This is a genomic window from Afipia felis ATCC 53690 (genome assembly GCF_000314735.2).
GTDB classification, from domain to species: domain Bacteria; phylum Pseudomonadota; class Alphaproteobacteria; order Rhizobiales; family Xanthobacteraceae; genus Afipia; species Afipia felis.
The window spans coordinates 2,776,343-2,796,906 of record NZ_KB375270.1 but is presented as its reverse complement, the minus strand read 5'-3'; the positions used below and the strand labels follow the sequence as shown (position 1 = coordinate 2,796,906).

Sequence of the window (20,564 nt, the reverse complement as noted above, 5' to 3'; positions counted from 1 at the left end):
GTGCGAGCAGCAGCGGGGCGGCAGCCATCAATCGCCGCATGCGGAGGAACATTGCATCATAATTGCTGATTATAGGGATAAGTATCGATTATTTGCTCTGATAGGGCGTGCCGGGCATTTTCCCGCGCGCGTGCCATCGGAGGTCCTGAAGGTGACGCGGCTAAGAGGATGTTCGTGACTGGCAATTCCACCGCTGTTGCTGACGTGAATGTTGGTCAACGGCCAGTTGCGCGCTGGACGGGCCAGTCGCTGCCGCGTGACGAAGACCGGCAACTGCTGACCGGCCGGGGCTGCTATATCGACGATCTCGGCGTCAGCACCCGCACGGCCGAGGGCGCGATCCTCCGCTCGCCGCATGGACACGCCCGGCTGCTCGGCATCGACACCAGCAAGGCGCTGGCGCTGCCCGGTGTCCATGCCGTCGTGACGGCGAAAGAGCTTCAGCGCTTCGGCTCGCCCCTCGTCGCAGGATTGAAGATTCCGGTCGAATGCTGGCCGCTCGCGGTCGACAAGGTGCGCTATTACGGCGAACCGGTCGCGATGGTTGTCGCTGACACCCGCTATATCGCCGAAGACGCACTCGACCTGATCGAGGTGAATTACGAACCCCTGCCGGCGGTGATCGATCCGCAAGAGGCGCTCGCTGCTGACGCGCCGGTGCTGCACGAGAAGCTTGGTTCGAATCTCGCCAACGAACGCTCTTACGTTTATGGCGATCCCGACGACGCTTTCGCCAAGGCGGCGCACCGCGTCGGCATCGACATTACCTATCCGCGCAACGCCTGCACCCCGATCGAGACCTACGGCGTGATCGCCGACTACGAACCGGGCACCGACAGCTATGATGTCATCGCGAATTTTCAGGGGCCATTCTCGCTTCATGCGGTGATGGCACGCGCGCTCAATGTGCCCGGGAACCGCCTACGGCTGCGGACGCCCGGCGACAGCGGCGGCAGCTTCGGCGTCAAGCAGGCGGTCTTTCCCTATGTGGTGCTCACCGCAATCGCCGCGCGCGTTGCGGGACGGCCGGTTAAATGGATCGAGGATCGCCTCGAACATCTGATGGCGTCCGCGGTCGCAACCAACCGCGAGACGACATTGACGGCGGCGGTCGCGCAGGACGGCCGCATCCTCGCGCTCGACTGGGATCAGCTTGAAGACACCGGCGCGCATCTGCGTGCGCCCGAGCCGGCGACGCTCTATCGCATGCACGGCAACATGACGGGCGCGTATGCGATCGAACATCTGCGCATCCGCAACCGTATCGTGCTGACCAACAAGATGCCGACCGGCCTCAACCGCGGGTTCGGCGGGCCGCAGGTTTATTTCGCGCTCGAACGGCTGGTGCAGAAGATCGCGCTGGCGCTGAAGCTCGATCCGCTTGACGTGCTTCGGCGCAATCTCATTCCCGCGAAGGCCTTTCCTTACCGCACCGCGTCCGGCGCGCTCTACGACAGCGGCGACTACCCGACCGCGGTGGCGACCGCGATCGACGAGGGAGGGCTGGCCGAACTCAAGGCGCGCCAGGAAACCGCGCGCCGCGAGGGGCGGCTTTACGGTATCGGCTATGCGGCGGTGGTCGAGCCCAGCGTCTCGAACATGGGTTACATCACGGCGGTGCTGACGCCGGAGCAGCGGGCCAAGGCAGGCCCCAAGAACGGCGCGCAGGCGACCTCCACCATCGGCATCGATGCCGTCGGCTCGGTCGCGGTTCACGTCGCGTCCACGCCGCAGGGGCAGGGCCATCGCACCGTACTCTCTCAAGTCGTTGCCGACGAATTCGGGCTGAAGCCGAGCGACATCCGCGTCATCACCGAACTCGATACCGCGCGCGATTCCTGGTCGATCGCATCCGGCAATTATTCCAGCCGTTTTGCCGCCGCCGTTGCTGGCGCAACGCAGATCGCCGCGACGCGACTGCGCGGCAAGCTTGCCGCCGTGGCCGCCCGGCTTCTCGACGCCGATCTCGACGCCATCGTGTTTGAGAATGGCCGCATCCATGCGGGCGATCCGGCCAAATCGCTGCCGTTCGCACGTGTTGCGTCGTCGAGCCATTGGGCACCCGCCGAACTGCCGCAGGGCATCGATCAGACCATCCGCGAGACGGTGTTCTGGTCGCCGCCGCAACTCACCGCGCCGACCGAGGACGACCGCGTCAATTCCTCGCTGTGCCACGGCTTCATCTTCGACATCTGCGCGGTCGAGATCGACCGTGCGACCTGCGAGGTGAAGATCGACCGTTACGTCACGATGCATGACTGTGGGCGCATTCTCCATCCGGGCATGGTGGCGGGGCAGGTGACGGGCAGCTTCGCGCATGCGCTCGGCGCGGCGCTCTACGAGGAATCGAGCTACGCGCCGGATGGCGGCCTGTCGTCCGGCACGCTGGCGGATTATCTGATCCCGACCATGATGGAAGTGCCCGAACTGCGCATCCTTCATCATGAGAGTCCGTCGCCGTTCACGCCGCTCGGCGCCAAAGGCGTGGGTGAGGGCAATTGCATGTCGACGCCGGTCTGCATCGCCAATGCGATCGCCGATGCGTTGGGCGTCGAGGATATCACCTTGCCGGTGACCCCGGCGAAGCTTGCGCCTCATGTTCACGGTGCGGAGCCCGAACCGAAAAACCCGCCAGTTGTTCAGAAGGCAAGCGCCGCCAAGGCTGGCGAGCGCGCGCTGACCGGATCGGGCAAGGCTGTGGTCGCAGCGTCACGGCAGCAGATCTGGAACATGCTGCTCGATCCCGCCACGTTGATGTCGGTCATTCCGGGCGCGCACAATGTCGAGAAAGTCGGTGAGAGCGAATTCCACGCCGACGTCACGCTTGGCATCGGCCCGGTGAAGGGCCGCTACAAGGCGAAGATCAAGCTCTCGGACATGAACGAGCCTGAATCGGTGACGCTGTCGGGCGGCACCGAAGGTGCGCTCGGCTCGGGTCGCGGCACCGGCTTCATCACGCTCACCGAAGCCGACGGCAAGACAACCGTTGCGTACACTTACGAGGCGGCGGTCGGCGGCAAGGTCGCCTCGATCGGCGGACGTCTGCTCGACGGCGCGGCCAAGGTCGTCATCGGCCAGTTTTTCGAGGCGCTCGCCAATAAGGCGAGCGGCAAGCGGGGCTCGCCGTTGATGAGCGCCATCCGGCGGCTGCTCGCGCTGATGGGAGTGGGACGATGAAGCCCGCGCCGTTCGATTATCTGCGCGTCGGCGAGATCGATGAAGCACTGGACGCGTTGCGCGAGGAAGGCGGCGATGCGCGGATCATCGCGGGCGGCCAGTCGCTGATGCCGATGCTGGCGATGCGGCTCGCGCGTCCGAACCTGCTCGTCGACATCATGCATGTCGATGCGCTGCGCCGCATCGACGATGACGGCAAAACCTTGCGTATCGGTGCTGCCGTGCGACAGGCGAAACTGGAGCGGCATCCCGAACTCGCGCGGCGTCAGCCGCTGCTCGCCGGTGCGCTCGCCTGGGTTGGTCACGCACAGACCCGCGCGCGCGGCACGATCTGCGGATCGATCGCGCACGCCGATCCCTCGGCCGAACTGCCGCTGTCGTTGATGACGCTCGGTGGCAGCGTTCATCTGCGCACGCGCAAGAAGCGTCGGACACTTGCCGCAAGCGAATTCTTCACCGGCATGATGGCGACGGCGAAGGCCGACGACGAGATGATCGAGGCGGTGTCGTTCCCGACGGCCGTTGCGGGAACGGGCTATGCCTTCACGGAGGTGGGACGCCGTCATGGCGACTTTGCCATCGTCGCCTGCGCGGCGGTGGTCGATAGCGACAAGGCCACGCTCGGCATCGGCGGCGTGGCCGACGTGCCGACGGTGCGCGCATTGCCGCTGCCGGATGCGCCCGATTTCACCGATGCGCTCAATCAATATGCCTGGGATCTCGACGCGCGCGATGATCTCCACGCCACCGGCCGCTATCGGCGCGATCTGATCCGCCAGCTGGGCCGCCGAACGATCGAGGAGGCCGCCCGATGCCGCGCCTGAAGGCCGACCAGCCGCATCGCGTTTCGTTCACGCTGAACGGCAAGCTCGTCTCCGGCATGGCCGAGCCGCGCATGACGCTCAGTGATTTCCTGCGTCACGAGATCGGCGCGACCGGCACGCATGTCGGCTGCGAACATGGTGTCTGCGGCGCCTGCACGGTTCAGATCGACGGCGGACTGGCGCGGTCCTGCCTCGCGCTCGCGGTGCAGACCGATGGCTGCGATGTGCGCACGGTGGAGGGCCTGTCGCCCGATAACGGGACGACGCTTTCGATTTTGCAGGATGAATTCCGCAACCATCACGGGCTGCAATGCGGCTTCTGCACGCCGGGTTTTCTAATGACGCTCGACGCGTTGTTCCGCGAGCAGCCGGAGGCAAGCGCGGACGAGATTCGCGAAGTGCTGTCGGGTCATCTGTGCCGCTGCACCGGCTACGCACCGATCATGAAGGCCGCGCTTGCCGCTCAGCAGCGGCTGCTCGGCGATTCCAAATCAAACGTTCAAGAAAATACACGGGGGAAGGCGCATGCTTGATCTTGGCACCACGTTCCTTGCGGCGGTCGAACGCGAGCCGAATCGCGAAGCGATTGTCGATGGCGACGTGCGGCTGACCTATGCCGATTATTACAAGCGCATTTCGGGTCTGGTCGCATCGTTCGACCGCCTTGGACTGAAGCCGGGTGATCATCTGGTCAGCGCGTTGCGCAACCGGTGGCAGGCCGCCGTGCTGCATTGGGCCTGTCAGTTTTCCGGCGTGATCCTGACGCCGGTCAACTGGCGCTCCAAGGCCGATGAAGTGAACTACGCGGTGACGGATTCCGAAGCCCGCGCGATTGTGTTCGAAGACGTCTCGGCGGAAGGCGTGCGTGGCGCCGAACTCGATGCGAGCCTGCCGCGCATCACGCTCGACGAATGCCGTGACGGCGAAATGAGCTTTGCCGATCTCGTCAGCAGCGACGCGCCCGGCGCGAAGCCGCGCGCCGACGCCGAGGCATGGTCGATCATGCTCTATACGTCCGGCACCACGTCGCGGCCGAAAGGCGTGCCGCGCCGCCAGCGTGCCGAGCGCGCCGCGGCGATCGCGCATATCGCGCAGAATCTCTACGGCTATGGCGAGCGGACCCTCGGCGTAATGCCGCTGTATCATACGATGGGTGTGCGCTCGCTGCTGGCGTCTGTGCTGACCAATGGCACGTTCGTGTGCATGCCGAAGTTCGATGCCGGCGAGGCGATTGCCATTATCGAGCGTGAGAAAATCGACAATCTCTATCTGGTGCCGACACTGTATCACGACATCGTCCGCCACCCGGACTTCGCGCCGGAGCGCGTGAAGACTGCGCGCAAGCTCGGCTTCGCTGGCGCGCCGATGACCGACCACCTGCTGCAGCAGCTCGACCGGTTGTTCAAGCCCGACCTTCTCGTCAATCATTACGGGTCGTCGGAAATCTACACCTGCACCATCGATCAGAACGCCCGGCGCAAGCCCGGCAGCGCCGGCAAGTCGGGCATCAACCAGATGATCCGCGTCGTCGCGCTCGACGCCAAGGGGCCGAACGATATCGTACCGCCCGGCCAGGAAGGTCAGATCATCGCATTGCTCGCGGGCGACGAGGCGTTCGAGGGCTACTGGCGACGGCCAGAAGCCGACGAGAAATCGCTGCGCGACGGCTGGTTCTTCAGCTCGGACACCGGCTATTTCGACAAGGACGGCGACCTGTTCGTGACCGGCCGGCTCGACGACATGATCATCTCCGGCGGCGAAAACGTCTCGCCGGTGGAGATCGAAAGCATGCTGTCGCTGCATCCGGCGGTGTCGGAGGTCGCGGTTGTCGGTCTTCCTGACGAGCGCTGGGGCAAGATCGTCACCGCCTTCATCGCGGCGAAGACGCCGGTAACTGCAGAAGACCTCGATGCCTATTGCGCGACATCGTCGCTCGCCAACTTCAAGCGGCCGAGGAAATTCATCTTCGTTCGCGAAATCCCGAAATCGCCCGTCGGCAAGCTGCTGCGTCGCAAGCTTGTGTCCGGCGAATATGAAACCGCCACCCTCTGAGTTCAAAGGTACCGAAGCATGACCGATCCTTATTCCAACCTCGACGGCTTCACCGTCAAAATCGATGCTGAGCAGAAGCGCGGCGACATCATTCTCGATCGCGGCGAGTACAACACCATCAGCATGGCGCAGCGCGACCAGCTCAAGGCGGTGTTCGAGGCGCTCGATGCTGATGACCGCGTGCGCGTGATCGTGGTACGCGCGGTCGGCAAGCACTTCTCGTCCGGTGGATACATCATGGGCTTCCTGGAAGCCTCGCCGGAGCACGTCTCCAAGCTCGCCTGGAATATTGCCGCGCCCGCGCGCTGCTCGAAGCCGGTGATCGCCGCCAATCGCGGTTATTGCTTCGGCGTAGGATTTGAATTGTCGCTGGCCTGCGATTTCCGCCTCGTCACCGAGACCACGCAATATGCATTGCCCGAGCAGAAGCTCGGCCAGATTCCGGGCTCGGGTGGTTCGGCGCGGCTGCAGAAGATCGTCGGCATCACGCGGACCAAGGACATCGTCATGCGCTCGCGCCGCATCAAGGGCCAGCAGGCCTACGACTGGGGCATCGCGACCGAGATCGTCGCCGACGGCGAACTGGAAGCCGCGACCGACGCGCTGGTGAAGGAGCTTGTCACCTTCTCGCCGCTCGCGCAGCGCACCGCGAAGAAGCTGCTCAACGACACCGAGGACTCGACGCTGGCCATCGCGATTGAACTCGAGGGTCATTGCTACAGCCGTCTTCGCTCGTCGGAAGATTTCGCCGAGGGCGTCAAGGCGTTCCACGAGAAGCGCGAGCCCGACTTCAAGGGACGCTGATTCAAAGTGTCCGCGATCCATGCAGGATCGCGGACACTTTCATCGATGAGCGGAACGACAAAGGGAAATTGAACATGTCGGGAGTCACAGAGGTCTCTGCCACGGTGCCCGCGCCCTCCAACCGTCAGGTTCTGACCGCGGTGACCGCGTCCTGTTTCGGCTGGGCGCTGGATCTGTTCGATCTGTTCATGCTGCTCTATGTCGCTCCGATCGTGGGTAAGCTGTTCTTTCCATCCCATCATCCCTTGCTCTCGCTGGCTGCGGTGTACGCCTCCTTTGCGGTCACGCTGCTGATGCGGCCGCTCGGCTCGGCGTTGTTTGGCTCGTATGCGGATCGCAACGGGCGCAAGGGCGCAATGGTCATCGCGGTGACCGGCGTCGGCATTGCGACGGCCGCGTTTGGCTTGCTGCCGACCGTCGCGCAGGCCGGAGTGATTGCGCCGATCCTGTTTCTGCTGCTGCGATTGGTGCAGGGCGTGTTTGTCGGCGGCGTCGTGGCCTCGACGCACACCATCGGCACCGAATCCGTTCCAGCCTACTACCGGGGCGCGGTGTCCGGCCTGATCGGCGGCGGCGGCGCGGGTATCGGCGCGCTGCTGGCGTCTATTACTTATTTCGCGATGTCCACGTTGTTTCCCGGCGACAGCTTCAATGAATGGGGCTGGCGCTGCATGTTCTTCACCGGCATCGTCAGCTCGATCCTCGGTCTCGTGATCTTCACCCGGCTCGAGGAGTCGCCGTTGTGGCAGCAACTGGCCGCGCAGAAAGCGCGTGCAGCCGAAGCGGGGCATGTGGTTTCGGAAGCGCCGGCGGCGTCGCCTCTGCGTACGCTGTTCTCGCCTCCGCATCGCCGCGTGCTACTCATCAATCTGCTGATCACCATCGGCGGGGGCAGCAGCTACTATCTCACGTCCGGTTATCTTCCCACCATCCTGAAGGTCGTCTCGCAATTGCCGAACAGCACGGCGGGCGCGATTCTGATGCTCGGCAGCACGGCTGTGATCATCGCATCCACCACAGCCGGACATCTCAGCACGCTGATCGGCCGCAAGCGCACATTCCTGCTGGTCGGTGCGGTGCAGATCGTGGCCGCGCCCTGGCTTTACATGCAACTCGGCGCGGCCAGTACCCCGCTCGCCATCGGCACCTATACCGTGCTGTTGAGCGCGCTCGGCTGCATGGGGCTGGCCCCGATCCTGATCTTTTTGAATGAGCGCTTTCCCACCGCCATTCGCGCCAGCGGCACGGGGCTGTCGTGGAATATCGGTTTCGCCATCGGCGGCATGATGCCGACCGTTGTGTCGCTGGTCGCGGGCAGCCCGGCTGAATTGCCAGGAACGCTGGCCGTCTTCATCGGCACGGTCTCTGCTGTGCTGCTGATCGGCGCGACGATCATTCCTGAAACGTTGCAGCGCATGCCCGTTGCAACCGATGCGCCGGCATCGGCTTGAGCAGGACATCGCGATGAATCCTGATCGCTACCTCGACGATCTTGCTGTTGGTGACCATTGGGAGGGGCATCCGATTCCGATCGAGCAGGACGCTGCCATCGCCTTCGCGCGGCAATACGATCCGCAGCCGATGCACATCGATCCCGTCGCTGCGGCACAGGGCCGGTTCGGTGGGCTGATCGCAACCGGCTGGTATGTCGCCGCCTTGGTGATGCGCGACTATATCGAGACGAACCCCTGGGGCGGCACACCGGCGCTCGGCATCGGCGTGGACGAACTGCGCTGGCTGCATCCGGTGCGGCCCGGCGATGTGCTGCGCGCGCGCCGCGAGATCGTCGAACTGACGCGTTCGCGCAGCAAGCCCGACCGGGGCACCGTGCGTGTCAGGACAAGCGTCGCAAATCAGGACGGCCGCGAGGTGATGCGGTTTTCGACGCTGATTCAGCTGCCGGTTCGCCCGGCGTAATATCAGCAGCTTCGTCCGCCTTCCAGCGGCGGACCAGTTTGGCGTCGATGTCGAACAGGTCGAGCACGCGGCCGACGGTGTGATCGATCATGTCGTCCAAGGTCGCGGGGCGCGGATAGAAAGCGGGCACCGGCGGGGCGATGATTGCGCCCATTTCGGAGAGTTGCGTCATCGAACGCAGGTGACCGGTGTGCAGCGGCGTCTCGCGCGTCATCAGCACCAGACGGCGGCGTTCCTTCAGCACCACGTCGGCGGCGCGCGCCAGCAGGCCGGAGGTGGTCCCGGTTGCGATTTCAGCCATCGATTTCATCGAGCATGGCGCCACGATCATGCCGCGCGTGCGGAAAGATCCCGACGAGATCGCCGCGCCGATGTCGCTCTGGGCATGCACGTGGCTCGCCAGTGCCTTGATGTCGGCGATCTTGCGGTCGGTCTCGTGGGCGATGGTCACTTCGCCCGAGCGTGACATCACGAGATGCGTCTCGATGCCGAGATCGCGCAGCACTTCCAGCATGCGGATGCCGTAGATCACGCCCGAGGCGCCGGAGATGCCGACGATCAATGGAAGTCCGGTCATGCCATGCCCTTGCTGGTTGCCGTTTCGTCCCTGGCGGGCCGTTCCTGACCTGCCTTTGGTCTGTACGCTAGAGCCATTCCCCAGCGGCGTCGAATAAGGTCACGTTATCAGCCATATCATCCGCCGTGATCACCGCGGTCGATCGCTTTCCCCACGTGCTCGCGGAGGCGTTCGATGAACGCGTCGGCCGCGGGCGTCAACGGATGGCGCGGATGGTGGATGATCGCGAGTTGCCGGGTCATCGGCGGGGTGATGGCCCGGGCGGCGAGGTGGCCGTCGGCGATGCCCCGGCTGACGCCGAGGCTCGGGAGGATCGTCGACCAGTCGCTGCGCGCCACGATTTCGCAGATGCCCTGGATCGAATCCATTTCCAGTTGCAGGTCGAGCGACACGTCGCGCGCCCCGAAATGACGGTCGAGTTCGGTCCGCAGGCCGTGGCGCTGCGAGGGCAGGATCAGCCGGGCCTGTTGCAGTTCGGCGAACTCGATCGGGGCGTCGGTCTGCTTGCGGGCCGCTGCGGTCACGTAAACCATTCGCTCCTCGACCAGCGGATCGACGCTCAGTCCCAGCCGTCGCGGCGGCTTGTTGATGACCGCAAAGTCGAGCGCGCCCTGGTTGACGAGATCGATGAAGGTCGAACTGTAGCCGTCGACCACGGCGACTTCGACCTCGGGATAATCTTTCGCGAAGGCGATCAGCATGTCGGGCACGAAGCTGACGGCGAGCGAGGCCAGCATGCCGATCGTGATGCGGCCTGATGTCACTCCCGACAGTTTCGCCATGTGTCCGCGTGCCAGCGTCAGCCCGCGCAGCACCGGCACGACCAGCCGGTAGAGAGTGCGGCCCGCGACCGTCGGGACCATCGCCTTGGAGAGACGTTCGAATAATTTCTGGTTGAGATCGCGCTCCAGCTTGGCGATCTGCATCGACACCGCCGGCTGGACCACGTTGAGGCGCTGCGCCGCCCGGGTCACGCTGCCTTCCTCGTACAAGGCGACAAAGTAGCTGATTTGGCGGAAATCCATTTACGCACACCCATACGATCATGACTGCTGATAATGGGCATCATGATTTCTTACTTCTTTTTATATCACCCGTGCGTAGAGTGCGCCAAATACTTCAACAAAAACGGGGGAGAGCCACCGATGGACTATCCTAATCATGCGCTTTCGCTGCGCGAGTGGCTCGATCACCTGCAGCGGACGGACCGCCTTGCGGTCGCGAAGCCCGGCCTATCGCTGCGCCACGAGATCGCCGGTGTCGCCAACCGGATGGACGGCCGCAAGGCGACGCTGTTCCCCAAGGCCGGCGGCCAGGACGGCACCGTCGTTTCCGGCATCGTTTCCGACCGGAACTGGATGGCCGAGGCACTCGGGATCGCGCCGGGCGAACTGGTGTCCCGCTTCGGCAAGGCGTCGGCCGAGCCGCTCGCATGGAAGGAACTGAAAAAGGCTCCCTGTCAGGAGGTCGTCCATCGCGACGTCGACATCCTGAAGCAGTTGCCGGTGCCGATTCACAACGAGCACGACAGCGGCGCCTATATCACTGCCGGCATTCTGATCAGCCGCGATCCCGAAAGCGGCGTGCAGAATGTCACGATTCACCGTTGCCAGATCAGCGGACCCAATCGCATCGGCGTGCTGCTGCTGCCGCGCCATACCCATCATTACTATCGCAAGGCGGAGAAGGCCGGAAAGCCGCTCGAGATCGCGATTGTGGTCGGCGTCGAGCCGGCCTGCCTGCTCGCGAGCCAGGCGATCGTGCCGATCGATCATGACGAACTGGAAATTGCCGGTGCCCTGAAGGGTGCGCCGCTTGATGTCGTCAAATGCGTGACCAACAACGTTCGCGTGCCGGCCGATGCCGAGATCGTTCTGGAAGGGCGGATTCTGCCGAAGACGCGCGAACTGGAAGGGCCATTCGGCGAGTTTCCGCAATATTACGGCGAGCGCGCGGAGCGGCATGTCATCGAGATTGATGCGATCACGCATCGCCGCGATCCGCTGTTTCACACCATCGTCGGTGGCGGGCTGGAGCATCTGCTGCTCGGCGCGATTCCGCGTGAGGCCACCATCCTGGCGGCGATGCGGGCGAGCTTTCCCGACGTCAAGGATGTGCATCTCGCGCTCGGCGGCGTCGGCCGCTATCACCTCTACGTCAAGCTCGACAAGACGCAGGAAGGTCAGGGCAAGAACGTGCTGCTCGCGGCATTCGCTGCGCACTACGACATCAAGCATGCGGTTGTCGTCGACATGGATGTCGACATCCACAATCCGCGCGAAGTGGAATGGGCAGTTGCGACGCGCTTTCAGGCGGATCGCGACCTCGTTGTCATCCCGGACAGTCAGGGGTCGAAGCTCGATCCGTCGACCAACGAGGGTGTCGGCGCCAAGATGGGTCTCGATGCCACCATCCCGGTCAATTCGCCGGAGATGAAGTACAAGCGCATCCGGGTGCCCGGTGAGCAGGAGATCAATCTCGATGCCGTGCTCGATCCAAAGGCGCACGTGAAATTCTGACAACGCAGCCAGAGCATCGCGAGCGTGCAGCCGGAAGCCTCGATGGCTTTCCGGCTGCCCGGCAGTTTTCAGGCCAGCTGGCTTTCGTGGGGGACGCCGATCTTCACATCGAGCAGCGACGTGCTCGACAGCAAGGCATCCAGAACCATCGCGCGGGAGGACCGGACCTGATCGACAGTCACCCGCTCGGCGGTTTCGGCATCGCCTTCGGCCAACGCATCGATGATCGATTTATGTTCGGAATGCATCTCGCTGCCACGGTCGCGCAACGACAGACCGAAGTGAAACATCCGCTCAAGCTCCATCAGCGTCTGCTTCAGAACGGAGACGAGCCGGTCGTTACCGGTCGCGGCCGCAATGCTCAGATGGAAATCGCTGTTTCGCTGCAGAAAGTTGGCTTCGCTTTCCTTGTTGCCGGGCTGGTAGTCGGCGCGGCACAGCCGGTCCAGGCGATGCAGGTCCGCGGAATCCACGCGTCCGGCGGCGAGCCTGACGCACGCGACCTCGACGATCTCACGAAGCTGAAACAGGTCGTTCAAGTCGCGCAGCGTGATCGGCTTGACCCGATAGCCCTGGCGGCGCACCGGCTGGAGCAGGCCGATCAACGACAGGCGATCCACCGCAGCCCTGGCCGCGGCCCTCCCGAAGTTGAATTGATTGGCGAGGTCGACCTCAGTGACGATTGAACCGGGCATCAGTTCGCAGCGCACGATGGCCTTATGAATAGTGTCGAAGGCGATATCGCTTTGCCGCACGCCGGTCTTGGTTTTTGTCTCAGGCGACTCCGGAAGCGAAACTACATGTCCCATGTATTCCTCCTGGTTGAATCTAGATAGATTCGGAAGGTTTGAAAATGTCAAGAAATGGATCAGGAGACCGCCCAAGATTTAATCAGGATGCCTGAAAGGCCCGCAGATACCGTTTGTCGCACCAAAAGGCCATTGTCAGCTAGACAGCCCTTGCTTAGACATCTATAAAATCGGTTTTGAACATATCAATGGGAGGTTATTTGATGTCTGCAACTATGCGCGCCCTGGTCCTCGACGCCCACGGCACCTTGGACAATCTGAAGATTGTCAACGACAAGCCCGTGCCGAAGGCCGTAGCCGGCCACGTCGTCATCCGCGTCAAGGCATCATCGTTCAACTATCATGACGTCTTCACCGTGCGCGGCATGCCGGGCATCAAGGTCCCGCTTCCGGTTGTCATCGGCCTCGACATGGCCGGCGAAATCACCGAAATCGGCGAAGGCGTTAGCGGCTGGAAGAAGGGTGATCGCGTTCTCGTCAATCCGCTCAACAAGAAGAAGGGTCTTCTCGGCGAGATGATGGACGGCGGCATGGCGGAATACTGCCTGGTCGACGCCGAACAGCTCATCCACATGCCGGACGGCGTGACCTATGAGGAAGCGGCCTCGCTGCCGGTGGCCTACGGCACCGCGCACCGCATGATCATCACCCACAACACCATCAAGAAGGGTGACCGGGTTCTGGTGCTGGGCGCTTCGGGTGGCGTCGGCACGGGCTGCGTTCTGCTCGCCAAGCATCTCGGCGCTGAAGTCATCGCCTGCGCCGGCGGCGCGGACAAGATGCAGCGCCTGCGCGATCTCGGCGCCGACGAAGTCATCAACTACAAGGATGTCGATTTCTCCAAGTGGGCGATCGAGAAGTACGGCAAGCCGCAGCGCCGCAACTATGAGGGCGGCGTCGACGTCGTCATCAACTTCACCGGCGGCGACACTTGGGTTCCGTCCTTGCGTTGCCTCAAGCGCGGCGGCAAGCTGCTGGTCTGCGGCGCGACCGCCGGTCACGATCCGAAGGAGGATCTGCGCTACGTCTGGAGCTTCGAGCTGCAGATCATCGGTTCGAACAGCTTCTACGACGACAACCTCGCCGATCTGATGAAGCTGATCGCGGAGAAGAAGCTGCGCCCGGTCGTCGACAAGGTGCTGCCGCTCGACAAGGCGGTTGAGGGCCTTCGGCTCATCGAGAACCGCGAAGTGTTGGGCAAGGTCGTTATCACGCCTTGATCCCGGTCACTTAAAGGAAACGCAAAGGATAAGAAAATGGCAGAAAAACTGACGCCGGCCGCCGTCGAGGCGATGCTCACCAAAGGTCCCTTCCATCAGTGGCTGGGTATCAAGGTCCAGAAGGTCGATGAAGAAGGTATCGAGCTGACCGCGACGTGGCGCGAAGAGTGGGTGGTGAACCCCGAGCGTCGCTACACGCACGGCGGCATCCTTGCTGCACTCGTCGACCTCACGGCGGACTGGGCGCTCGTGTCCCACACCGGGCGCGGCGTACCGACCATCGACATGCGGGTCGACTATCATCGCGCTGCGATGCCGGGCGATCTCACGGCCAAGGGCCGCATCGTCAAGATGGGCGGTCAGTTCTCGGTCGCCGAGGCGAGCGTCTACGACAAGGACGGAAAGCTGCTGGCCAGTGGCCGCGGCGTTTACCTGACTGCTCCCCCTGCTCCTCCCAAGGGCTGATCGGGAGGCCATCGTGACGGTCCCCGTCAATGAAGGCCAAGCGACTGATGCGGCGGTTTCGGCCGCCGCATCATTGCAGCGCGAGGGCGTGTTCGATCACGCCGTCCTCAATCTCCACTACGATCTCGACGCCGGCGAACAGCTGTTCAGGGCGCTCGGGTTCAATGTCACGCCGCGGAGCTACCATACGCTCGGCTCGATGAATAACCTCATCGTGTTCGGCACCAATTATCTTGAGCTGATCGGCCTCGATCCTTCGAATCCGAATCCGCGCAAGGAATTGCTGGACTGGCCGGTCGGTCTCAACGGCCTCGTCTATGGAAGCGACGATATCGACGTGACTGCGGCCCGGCTGCGTGCGGCAAAGCTGCCCGTGCTCGAGCCGAAGTCGTTCAGTCGTGAAGTGGTGATCGAAGGCGTGGCCGATGAGGCGCGCTTCCGGACGGTGCATCTCGATCCCGGCTATTTCTCGGCTTCGCGGCTTTACTTCTGCGAGCACCAGACCCCTCATCTGGTCTGGCATCGTGCGTTCATGTCGCATCACAATTCCGCGCATAGCCTGAAGCGCCTCGCCATCGTCGCTGACGATTTCGATGCGCAGGCTCAATCCTTGACGCGGGTGTTGGGGCTGCGGCCCGATCCCGATGCGCGGGTGTGGAGCCGGGGCACGCGGGTGGATTTTGTTTCGCGCAAGCGCCTCGACAATCTTTATCACGGTCATGCCGACCCGGGATCGGGCAAGACGAAGGTCGCCGTGATGGGCATTGGCGTGGCGTCCATTTCCGCGCTGAAGGCTGCGATGCAGCCGAGCCTCGCGCAAAAACTGGTCGACATTGACAAGTCCTGTTCGTTGCTCCCCGCATCGGAGTGCTTTGGGGTGGCGATCGAATTTCTTGCAACGAATGTGAGCTTGGTATGACACTTTCACCTAATCTTGGAGCATTGATCGATCGCTCGCGTTCGATGGACAAGATCGCGATCATCGATTTCGATGGTACTAACAGCCGGGAAGTCACCTACGCAGCGCTCGATGCGCTTGCCGATGGCATTGCCCGTGCTCTGACGAAGCGCGGCTACAAGCGCGGAGATCGGGTTGCGATCCTGTCCGCGAACAGTTCGGATTGTCTTGCCGCGCATTTCGGCATCATGCGGGCCGGCTTCGTGTCGGTGCCGATCAATCATCGCCTGCCGCGCAACATCGTCGACTACATCATCAAAGACTCAGGCGCCCCTCTCGTCTTCTGTGACGAGGAGCGTCGCTCGGTTGTTCCCGACAATGTCGAGGTGGTGAATTTCGACAAGCCGGACTTCCCCGCTTTCGTCGATCCCGGTCCGTTCGAGGCTGTGATTCCCGAGAAGGACGAGCCCGCGACCTTCCTTTATACGTCCGGGTCGACCGGGCGTCCGAAGGGCGTGATCCTGTCCCACGACTCGCAGCGCTGGGTGGTCGAAACGCGGCTTGCGGATCGTGCCGTCGAGAACGACCGCGCTCTGGTCGCTGCGCCGCTCTACCACATGAACGCGCTGGCTCTGTCGCATCTCGTGCTGGCCGGTCACTCCAGCATGGTGCTGATGCCGCAGTTCAAGGTGCAGGCCTATGTCGATGCGATCAGCCGCTTCAAATGCACCTGGCTGACATCGGTGCCGCCGATGATCGCCATGATGCTCGACGACAAGAAGGCGATGGCGACGGCCGACCTGTCGTCTGTGCAAAGTCTGCGCATGGGCTCGGCGCCCGCCAGCGAGGCTTTGCTCGACGAAATCCATCGCGTCATGCCGCACGCGCGTGTGCTGAATGCTTACGGCACGACCGAAGGCAGCCCGGTGGTGTTTGGTCCCCATCCGGATGGCAAGCCGACGCCGCTGCTTTCGCTCGGCTACAAGCATCGCGGCGTGGATCTTCGGATCGTCGACGCCAAAGGCGCGGAGACGGACGAGGGCGTTCTCCAGATTCGCTCGCCTGCGATGATGAACGGCTACCACAACCGGCCGGACATTCCGGTGCCGTTCACCAAGGACGGTTATTACAACACCGGCGACGTGTTCCATCGTGATGCCGATGGGTTCTATTACTTCATCGGCCGGGCCGACGACATGTTCGTCAGCGGCGGCGAGAATATCTTCCCCGGCGAAGTGGAGCGGATGCTCGAAGCCCATCCGGACGTGATGCAGGCTTGCGTTGTGCCGATCGACGATCAGCTCAAGGGCAAGAAGCCGGTTGCATTCGTCCGTCTGGCGCCGGGCGCCAAGGTTGATGTCGGCGGCCTCAAGGCCTTCGCGCTGGAGAATGGTGCCGCGTATCAGCATCCGCGCTCGATCTGGTTCATCGATGAGTTTCCACTCGCCTCAACGAACAAGATCGATCGGGCTTTGCTTGCGAACCGTGCGAGAGAGTTGTCGAATACCGAAAAGAACTGAATGTGATGCCCCGCCGGTGACGGCGGGGCATCGTCACAATAAGAAGAGATGGGAGCCTAAACCGCATGACGACCTCGTTTGATACCAGCTTCTCGACGCGGCCCGAGATTACGGGTTCGTTCGGCGTCGTTGCGACGACGCACTGGATCGCGACCGCGGTCGGCATGGGGATTCTCGAGCGTGGCGGCAACGCGTTCGATGCGGGCATTGCGGTGGCCTTCGTGCTGCAGGTGGTCGAGCCTCATTTGAATGGCCCCGGCGGCGACGTGCCGATCTTGATTTACGACGTGCGCAAAAAGCAGCCGCAGGTGATCTGCGGTCAGGGTCCGGCGCCGGCCGCCGCGACCATCGACCGTTTCCGGGATATGGGCCTCGATCTCGTGCCGGGTTCCGGCCTGCTCGCGGCCTGTATCCCGGGTTCATTCGACGCCTACATGCTGCTGCTGCGCGATTACGGCACCATGTCGGTCGAGGACGTGCTCGCGCCCGCGATCAGCTACGCGAGGAACGGCTATCCACTGGTGTCGCGCATCTGCGAGACCATCGCGACGGTCGAGAATCTGTTCCGCGAGCACTGGCACACCTCGGCAGCGCTTTATCTGCCGAATGGTTCAATTCCGAAGGCGGGCGAGATTTTCCGCAACGAGAAGCTCGCCGACACCTATGCACGTGTTCTCAGCGAGACGAAATCCGCCGGCGGAAATCGCGATGCGCAGATCGAGCGTGCCCGCAAGGTCTGGTCGCAGGGCTTCATCGCCGAGGCGATCGACGCATTCTGCCGCAACAACGACGTGATGGATTCCTCCGGCACGCCGCATCGCGGCCTGCTCACCGGACAGGACATGGCGGGCTGGAGCGCGTCGGTCGAAGCGCCGATCAGCTACGACTACCGCAACTACACGGTTTACAAGGCCGGTCCCTGGACCCAGGGACTGGTGTTGTTGCAGCAGCTTGCGCTGTTGAAGGGTTACGATCTCGACAAGCTCGATCCGTGCGGTGCGGAGTTCATCCATTTGCAGGTCGAGTGCGCCAAGCTCGCGTTTGCCGACCGCGACGTGTTCTACGGCGATCCGAAATTCAGCGAGATCCCGGTCGCGCAGCTTCTGTCGGATTCCTACAACGCCGAACGGCGCAAGCAGATTACCGACAAGGCGTCGATGGAGCTTCTGCCTGGCACCATTCCAGGGTTCGGCAAGGCCATCGGCATGCGTGAAGGCAACTCACGCGAGGCGGTGTCCGCTTTCGGAACCGGCGAGCCGACGGTTGGAAAGATCAGCGCCGAGCGCGGCGACACCGTGCATTTCGACATCATCGACCGCGACGGCAACATGATCTCGGTGACGCCGTCGGGCGGCTGGTTGCAGTCATCGCCGATCATTCCGGAACTCGGCCTGTGCCTCGGTACACGTGCGCAGATGTTCTGGTTGGACGAGGAACATCCGGCCTCGCTGCAGCCAGGCAAGCGTCCGCGCTCGACTCTGTCGCCGACTTTCGCGATGCGTGACGGCAAGCCGTATCTCGCTTGGGGCACGCCGGGTGGCGATCAGCAGGATCAGTGGGCGACGCAGCTTCTGCTTCGCCATATCCACGCCGGCTATAATCTGCAGCAGGCGATCGATGCGCCGGCCTGGCACACTGAACATTTCCCGGCGTCGTTCTGGCCCCGTTTGGCGCGGCCCGGCGTTCTTGTTCTCGAGGGGCGCGTCGCGCCCGAGGTGGTCAAGGATCTGCGCGCGCGCGGACATATTGTCGAGGTGGGCGACGACTGGTCGGAAGGTCGCCTGACGGCGGCTTCCCGCGGAGACGATGGCTGGCTTCGCGCCGCGGCCAATCCGCGTGGCATGCAGGCTTATGCGGCTGGGCGATGAAAACATGATCAGGCGCTGAATGGATCAGTGCCTGCCGAAGTGAAGGAGAGAGACGATGACGTCGGTTTAATCGCTATCATTCTGCTGCAGGCTACCGCGCCACCGTTTTACCCCTACCATAGCACCGTAAATGGAAATGGCAGGGCTTAAAAATGTCGATGAACGCGTTAGAGTGCATGACAACTCCATTTAAACATGTTTAAGATGTCGCGGTAAGCGACACAGGGGCCATCCATCCGAATCTGACAGTGAGGGGACTGAGATGCATGCCAATTACGTCGCGCTAGCAATTGTTGCGGTCTATATCGTCGGACTGGGAATCGTCACATCGATCATCCAGCGTTCCGTCAAAACAGCGAACACTTTTACTTCGGGCACGACCGGCCGAACCGGCGTCCCGGCCATTCTGGTCGGCATGATGCTGATGTCCGAATTCATCGGCACGTCGGCCAGCGTGGGTACTGCGCAGGAAGCCTTCAAGCACGGTATCTCCGCGTCGTGGAACATCACGGCACTCGCGGCGGGCTTCATTTTCTACGGCTTCTTCCTCGCCGGAAAATACAAGAGCTCGGGCCACAACACGATCTCGGCGATTCTCAACGACGTCTACGGACGTAACACCAAGCTTGCGACCTCGCTCGTGATGATCTTCGCGCTCGAGATCGTCGCCGTTGCGATTTACGCGGGTGGTGGAACGATCCTCAGCGCGCTGCTCGCAATCGACCGCACCATGGCCATCGTCATCTGCGGCGTGGTGTCCGTGCTCTACGTCTTCATGGGCGGCATGAAGTCGGTGGTCTACACCAACATCGTCCACTCCATCGCCAAGTATGTAGGCATCGGCGTTGCGCTGTATTTCGGCCTCACTCAGGTCGGCGGCCTGTCAGCGCTTCACGCCAAGCTTCCGCCGGAGATGTTCAACTGGACGCATGTCGGCTGGAGCCAGATCCTGGCCTGGTTCATCGCCGGTATGGGTGCGACGTTCTCCACGCAGTACGTCATCCAGGCGATCAACACGACCGACGATGCCCGCAGCGCGAAGATTGCGAGCTTCTCGACGGCGGCGTTCCTGGTGCCGTTCGGCATCATCACCGCGATGGTCGGCATGTGCTCGCTCGCGCTGTATCCGAACATCCCGTCGATCAAGGCCTTCTCGGTCCTGATCTCGAAGATGGACGGTGTGATGGCCGGCGTGGTGGCGGCGGGCCTTGCGGCATCGCTGTTCGGATCGCTCGCCGCGTTCTCGGTGGCGACCGCGACGCTTCTCTACAAGGACTTCTATGCCGGCATGATCGTCAAGAATCCGAGTGAGAAGAATTCGCTGATGTTCATCCGCGCCGCGACCATCGTGATGGGCCTGTTGCCGATCATTCTCGCGATCTACACGCCAAACGTCCTGTCGATGACCTTCCTCGGCAAGGCGCTGCGTGCCTCGCTCTCGGTGCTGGTGCTGTTCGTGTTCTACATGCCGGCGTTCGGCAGCAAGGGCGGTGCGTTCCTGAGCATCATCATGTCGCTGATCGCAACCATCGCCTGGTTCATGATGGGCAACCCCTTTGGGATCGACAACGCCTATGTCGCGCTGGCGGTGCCGCTCGTGGTGATGACCCTCAGCAACCTTTTCAAGGGAACCCCTGAAGCCGCTCCGGCCGTCGCGCCGGCCAGCAGCTCCACGACGGGTAACGGATGACGTGAGTACGTGCGGGCCGGGACGTTACACGCGTGACGCCCTGGCCCGTTCGCAAGGTGGAATGATGAATGAAGTCCCTGAGAAAAATGAAGCCAAAAAAGATGCCGGAGCGGGATGTCGGAAAGTTCGCTTCCGACGTGGAAACCGGCGCAGGACGGGTGAGGCCCTGGCGGGCCGTCGGAGGTTCGGAAGCTGAGCGGCAGTAGCCGCCGATGTGACACCGA

At 62.8% G+C, this 20,564-nt stretch carries 17 protein-coding genes; 14 read left to right on the top strand and 3 right to left on the bottom strand.

Features of this window, described 5'->3' with window-relative positions:
- The first annotated feature begins 174 nt into the window (after positions 1-174).
- From HMPREF9697_RS13225 to HMPREF9697_RS13195, 7 genes are all read left to right on the top strand, one after another.
- The gene (locus tag HMPREF9697_RS13225) at positions 175-3,177 is read left to right on the top strand and encodes a xanthine dehydrogenase family protein molybdopterin-binding subunit (protein ID WP_002717735.1); all 3,003 of its coding nucleotides are present in this window, start codon (positions 175-177) and stop codon (positions 3,175-3,177) included.
- Complete coding sequence (locus HMPREF9697_RS13220; RefSeq protein ID WP_002717734.1) at positions 3,174-4,001, top strand: FAD binding domain-containing protein; 828 nt, start codon at positions 3,174-3,176, stop codon at positions 3,999-4,001. Before HMPREF9697_RS13225 ends, HMPREF9697_RS13220 begins: the two co-directional genes overlap by 4 nt.
- On the top strand, positions 3,989-4,534 hold the full coding sequence (locus tag HMPREF9697_RS13215; RefSeq protein ID WP_002717733.1) for a (2Fe-2S)-binding protein: 546 nt from the start codon (positions 3,989-3,991) through the stop codon (positions 4,532-4,534). The genes HMPREF9697_RS13220 and HMPREF9697_RS13215 overlap by 13 nt, the downstream gene beginning before the upstream one ends.
- A complete protein-coding gene (locus HMPREF9697_RS13210) occupies positions 4,527-6,053 on the top strand; it encodes an AMP-binding protein (RefSeq protein WP_002717732.1) in 1,527 nt (508 codons plus the stop codon). Before HMPREF9697_RS13215 ends, HMPREF9697_RS13210 begins: the two co-directional genes overlap by 8 nt.
- A gap of 18 nt (positions 6,054-6,071) precedes the next feature.
- Positions 6,072-6,857 (top strand): enoyl-CoA hydratase/isomerase family protein, encoded by a 786-nt coding sequence (locus tag HMPREF9697_RS13205; protein WP_002717731.1) that lies wholly within the window; start codon positions 6,072-6,074, stop codon positions 6,855-6,857.
- 74 nt (positions 6,858-6,931) lie between these two features.
- Positions 6,932-8,308 carry an MFS transporter gene (locus HMPREF9697_RS13200; protein ID WP_002717730.1) on the top strand — a complete coding sequence of 459 codons (1,377 nt, stop codon included), beginning with the start codon at positions 6,932-6,934 and terminating at the stop codon, positions 8,306-8,308.
- A gap of 13 nt (positions 8,309-8,321) precedes the next feature.
- On the top strand, positions 8,322-8,774 hold the full coding sequence (locus HMPREF9697_RS13195) for a MaoC family dehydratase (RefSeq protein WP_002717729.1): 453 nt from the start codon (positions 8,322-8,324) through the stop codon (positions 8,772-8,774).
- On the opposite strand, the gene HMPREF9697_RS13190 is transcribed toward HMPREF9697_RS13195, so the two are convergent.
- Positions 8,692-9,351: a UbiX family flavin prenyltransferase gene (locus tag HMPREF9697_RS13190; protein WP_002717728.1), complete on the bottom strand. Its 660-nt coding sequence runs from the start codon at positions 9,349-9,351 to the stop codon at positions 8,692-8,694. The two genes, HMPREF9697_RS13195 and HMPREF9697_RS13190, sit on opposite strands and share 83 nt — an antisense overlap.
- Positions 9,352-9,467: 116 nt before the next feature.
- Entirely contained in the window at positions 9,468-10,376 is a 909-nt protein-coding gene (locus HMPREF9697_RS13185) for a LysR family transcriptional regulator (RefSeq protein WP_002717727.1), read from the bottom strand.
- 120 nt (positions 10,377-10,496) lie between these two features.
- On the opposite strand from HMPREF9697_RS13185, the gene HMPREF9697_RS13180 reads away from it, so the two are divergent.
- Positions 10,497-11,870: a UbiD family decarboxylase gene (locus tag HMPREF9697_RS13180; RefSeq protein ID WP_002717726.1), complete on the top strand. Its 1,374-nt coding sequence runs from the start codon at positions 10,497-10,499 to the stop codon at positions 11,868-11,870.
- Positions 11,871-11,938: 68 nt separating this feature from the next.
- Here HMPREF9697_RS13180 and HMPREF9697_RS13175 read toward each other — a convergent pair whose 3' ends face one another.
- Positions 11,939-12,679 (bottom strand): GntR family transcriptional regulator, encoded by a 741-nt coding sequence (locus HMPREF9697_RS13175; protein WP_002717725.1) that lies wholly within the window; start codon positions 12,677-12,679, stop codon positions 11,939-11,941.
- A gap of 215 nt (positions 12,680-12,894) precedes the next feature.
- Here HMPREF9697_RS13175 and HMPREF9697_RS13170 point away from each other — a divergent pair, with 215 nt between their 5' ends.
- The 6 genes from HMPREF9697_RS13170 to HMPREF9697_RS13145 all read left to right on the top strand — a co-directional run bounded on the left by HMPREF9697_RS13170 (position 12,895) and on the right by HMPREF9697_RS13145 (position 20,340).
- Positions 12,895-13,899, top strand: coding sequence for a zinc-binding dehydrogenase (locus HMPREF9697_RS13170; protein WP_488225859.1), 1,005 nt, complete (start codon positions 12,895-12,897; stop codon positions 13,897-13,899).
- Between the two features lie 36 nt (positions 13,900-13,935).
- On the top strand, positions 13,936-14,364 hold the full coding sequence (locus HMPREF9697_RS13165; protein WP_002717723.1) for a PaaI family thioesterase: 429 nt from the start codon (positions 13,936-13,938) through the stop codon (positions 14,362-14,364).
- A gap of 13 nt (positions 14,365-14,377) precedes the next feature.
- Positions 14,378-15,283 (top strand): VOC family protein, encoded by a 906-nt coding sequence (locus HMPREF9697_RS13160; protein ID WP_002717722.1) that lies wholly within the window; start codon positions 14,378-14,380, stop codon positions 15,281-15,283.
- Positions 15,280-16,782: a class I adenylate-forming enzyme family protein gene (locus tag HMPREF9697_RS13155; protein WP_002717721.1), complete on the top strand. Its 1,503-nt coding sequence runs from the start codon at positions 15,280-15,282 to the stop codon at positions 16,780-16,782. The genes HMPREF9697_RS13160 and HMPREF9697_RS13155 overlap by 4 nt, the downstream gene beginning before the upstream one ends.
- Positions 16,783-16,847: 65 nt before the next feature.
- Entirely contained in the window at positions 16,848-18,650 is a 1,803-nt protein-coding gene (locus HMPREF9697_RS13150; RefSeq protein WP_002717720.1) for a gamma-glutamyltransferase family protein, read from the top strand.
- A 262-nt stretch (positions 18,651-18,912) separates the two neighbouring features.
- Positions 18,913-20,340 (top strand): sodium:solute symporter family protein, encoded by a 1,428-nt coding sequence (locus tag HMPREF9697_RS13145; RefSeq protein ID WP_002717719.1) that lies wholly within the window; start codon positions 18,913-18,915, stop codon positions 20,338-20,340.
- The last annotated feature ends 224 nt before the right edge of the window (positions 20,341-20,564 follow it).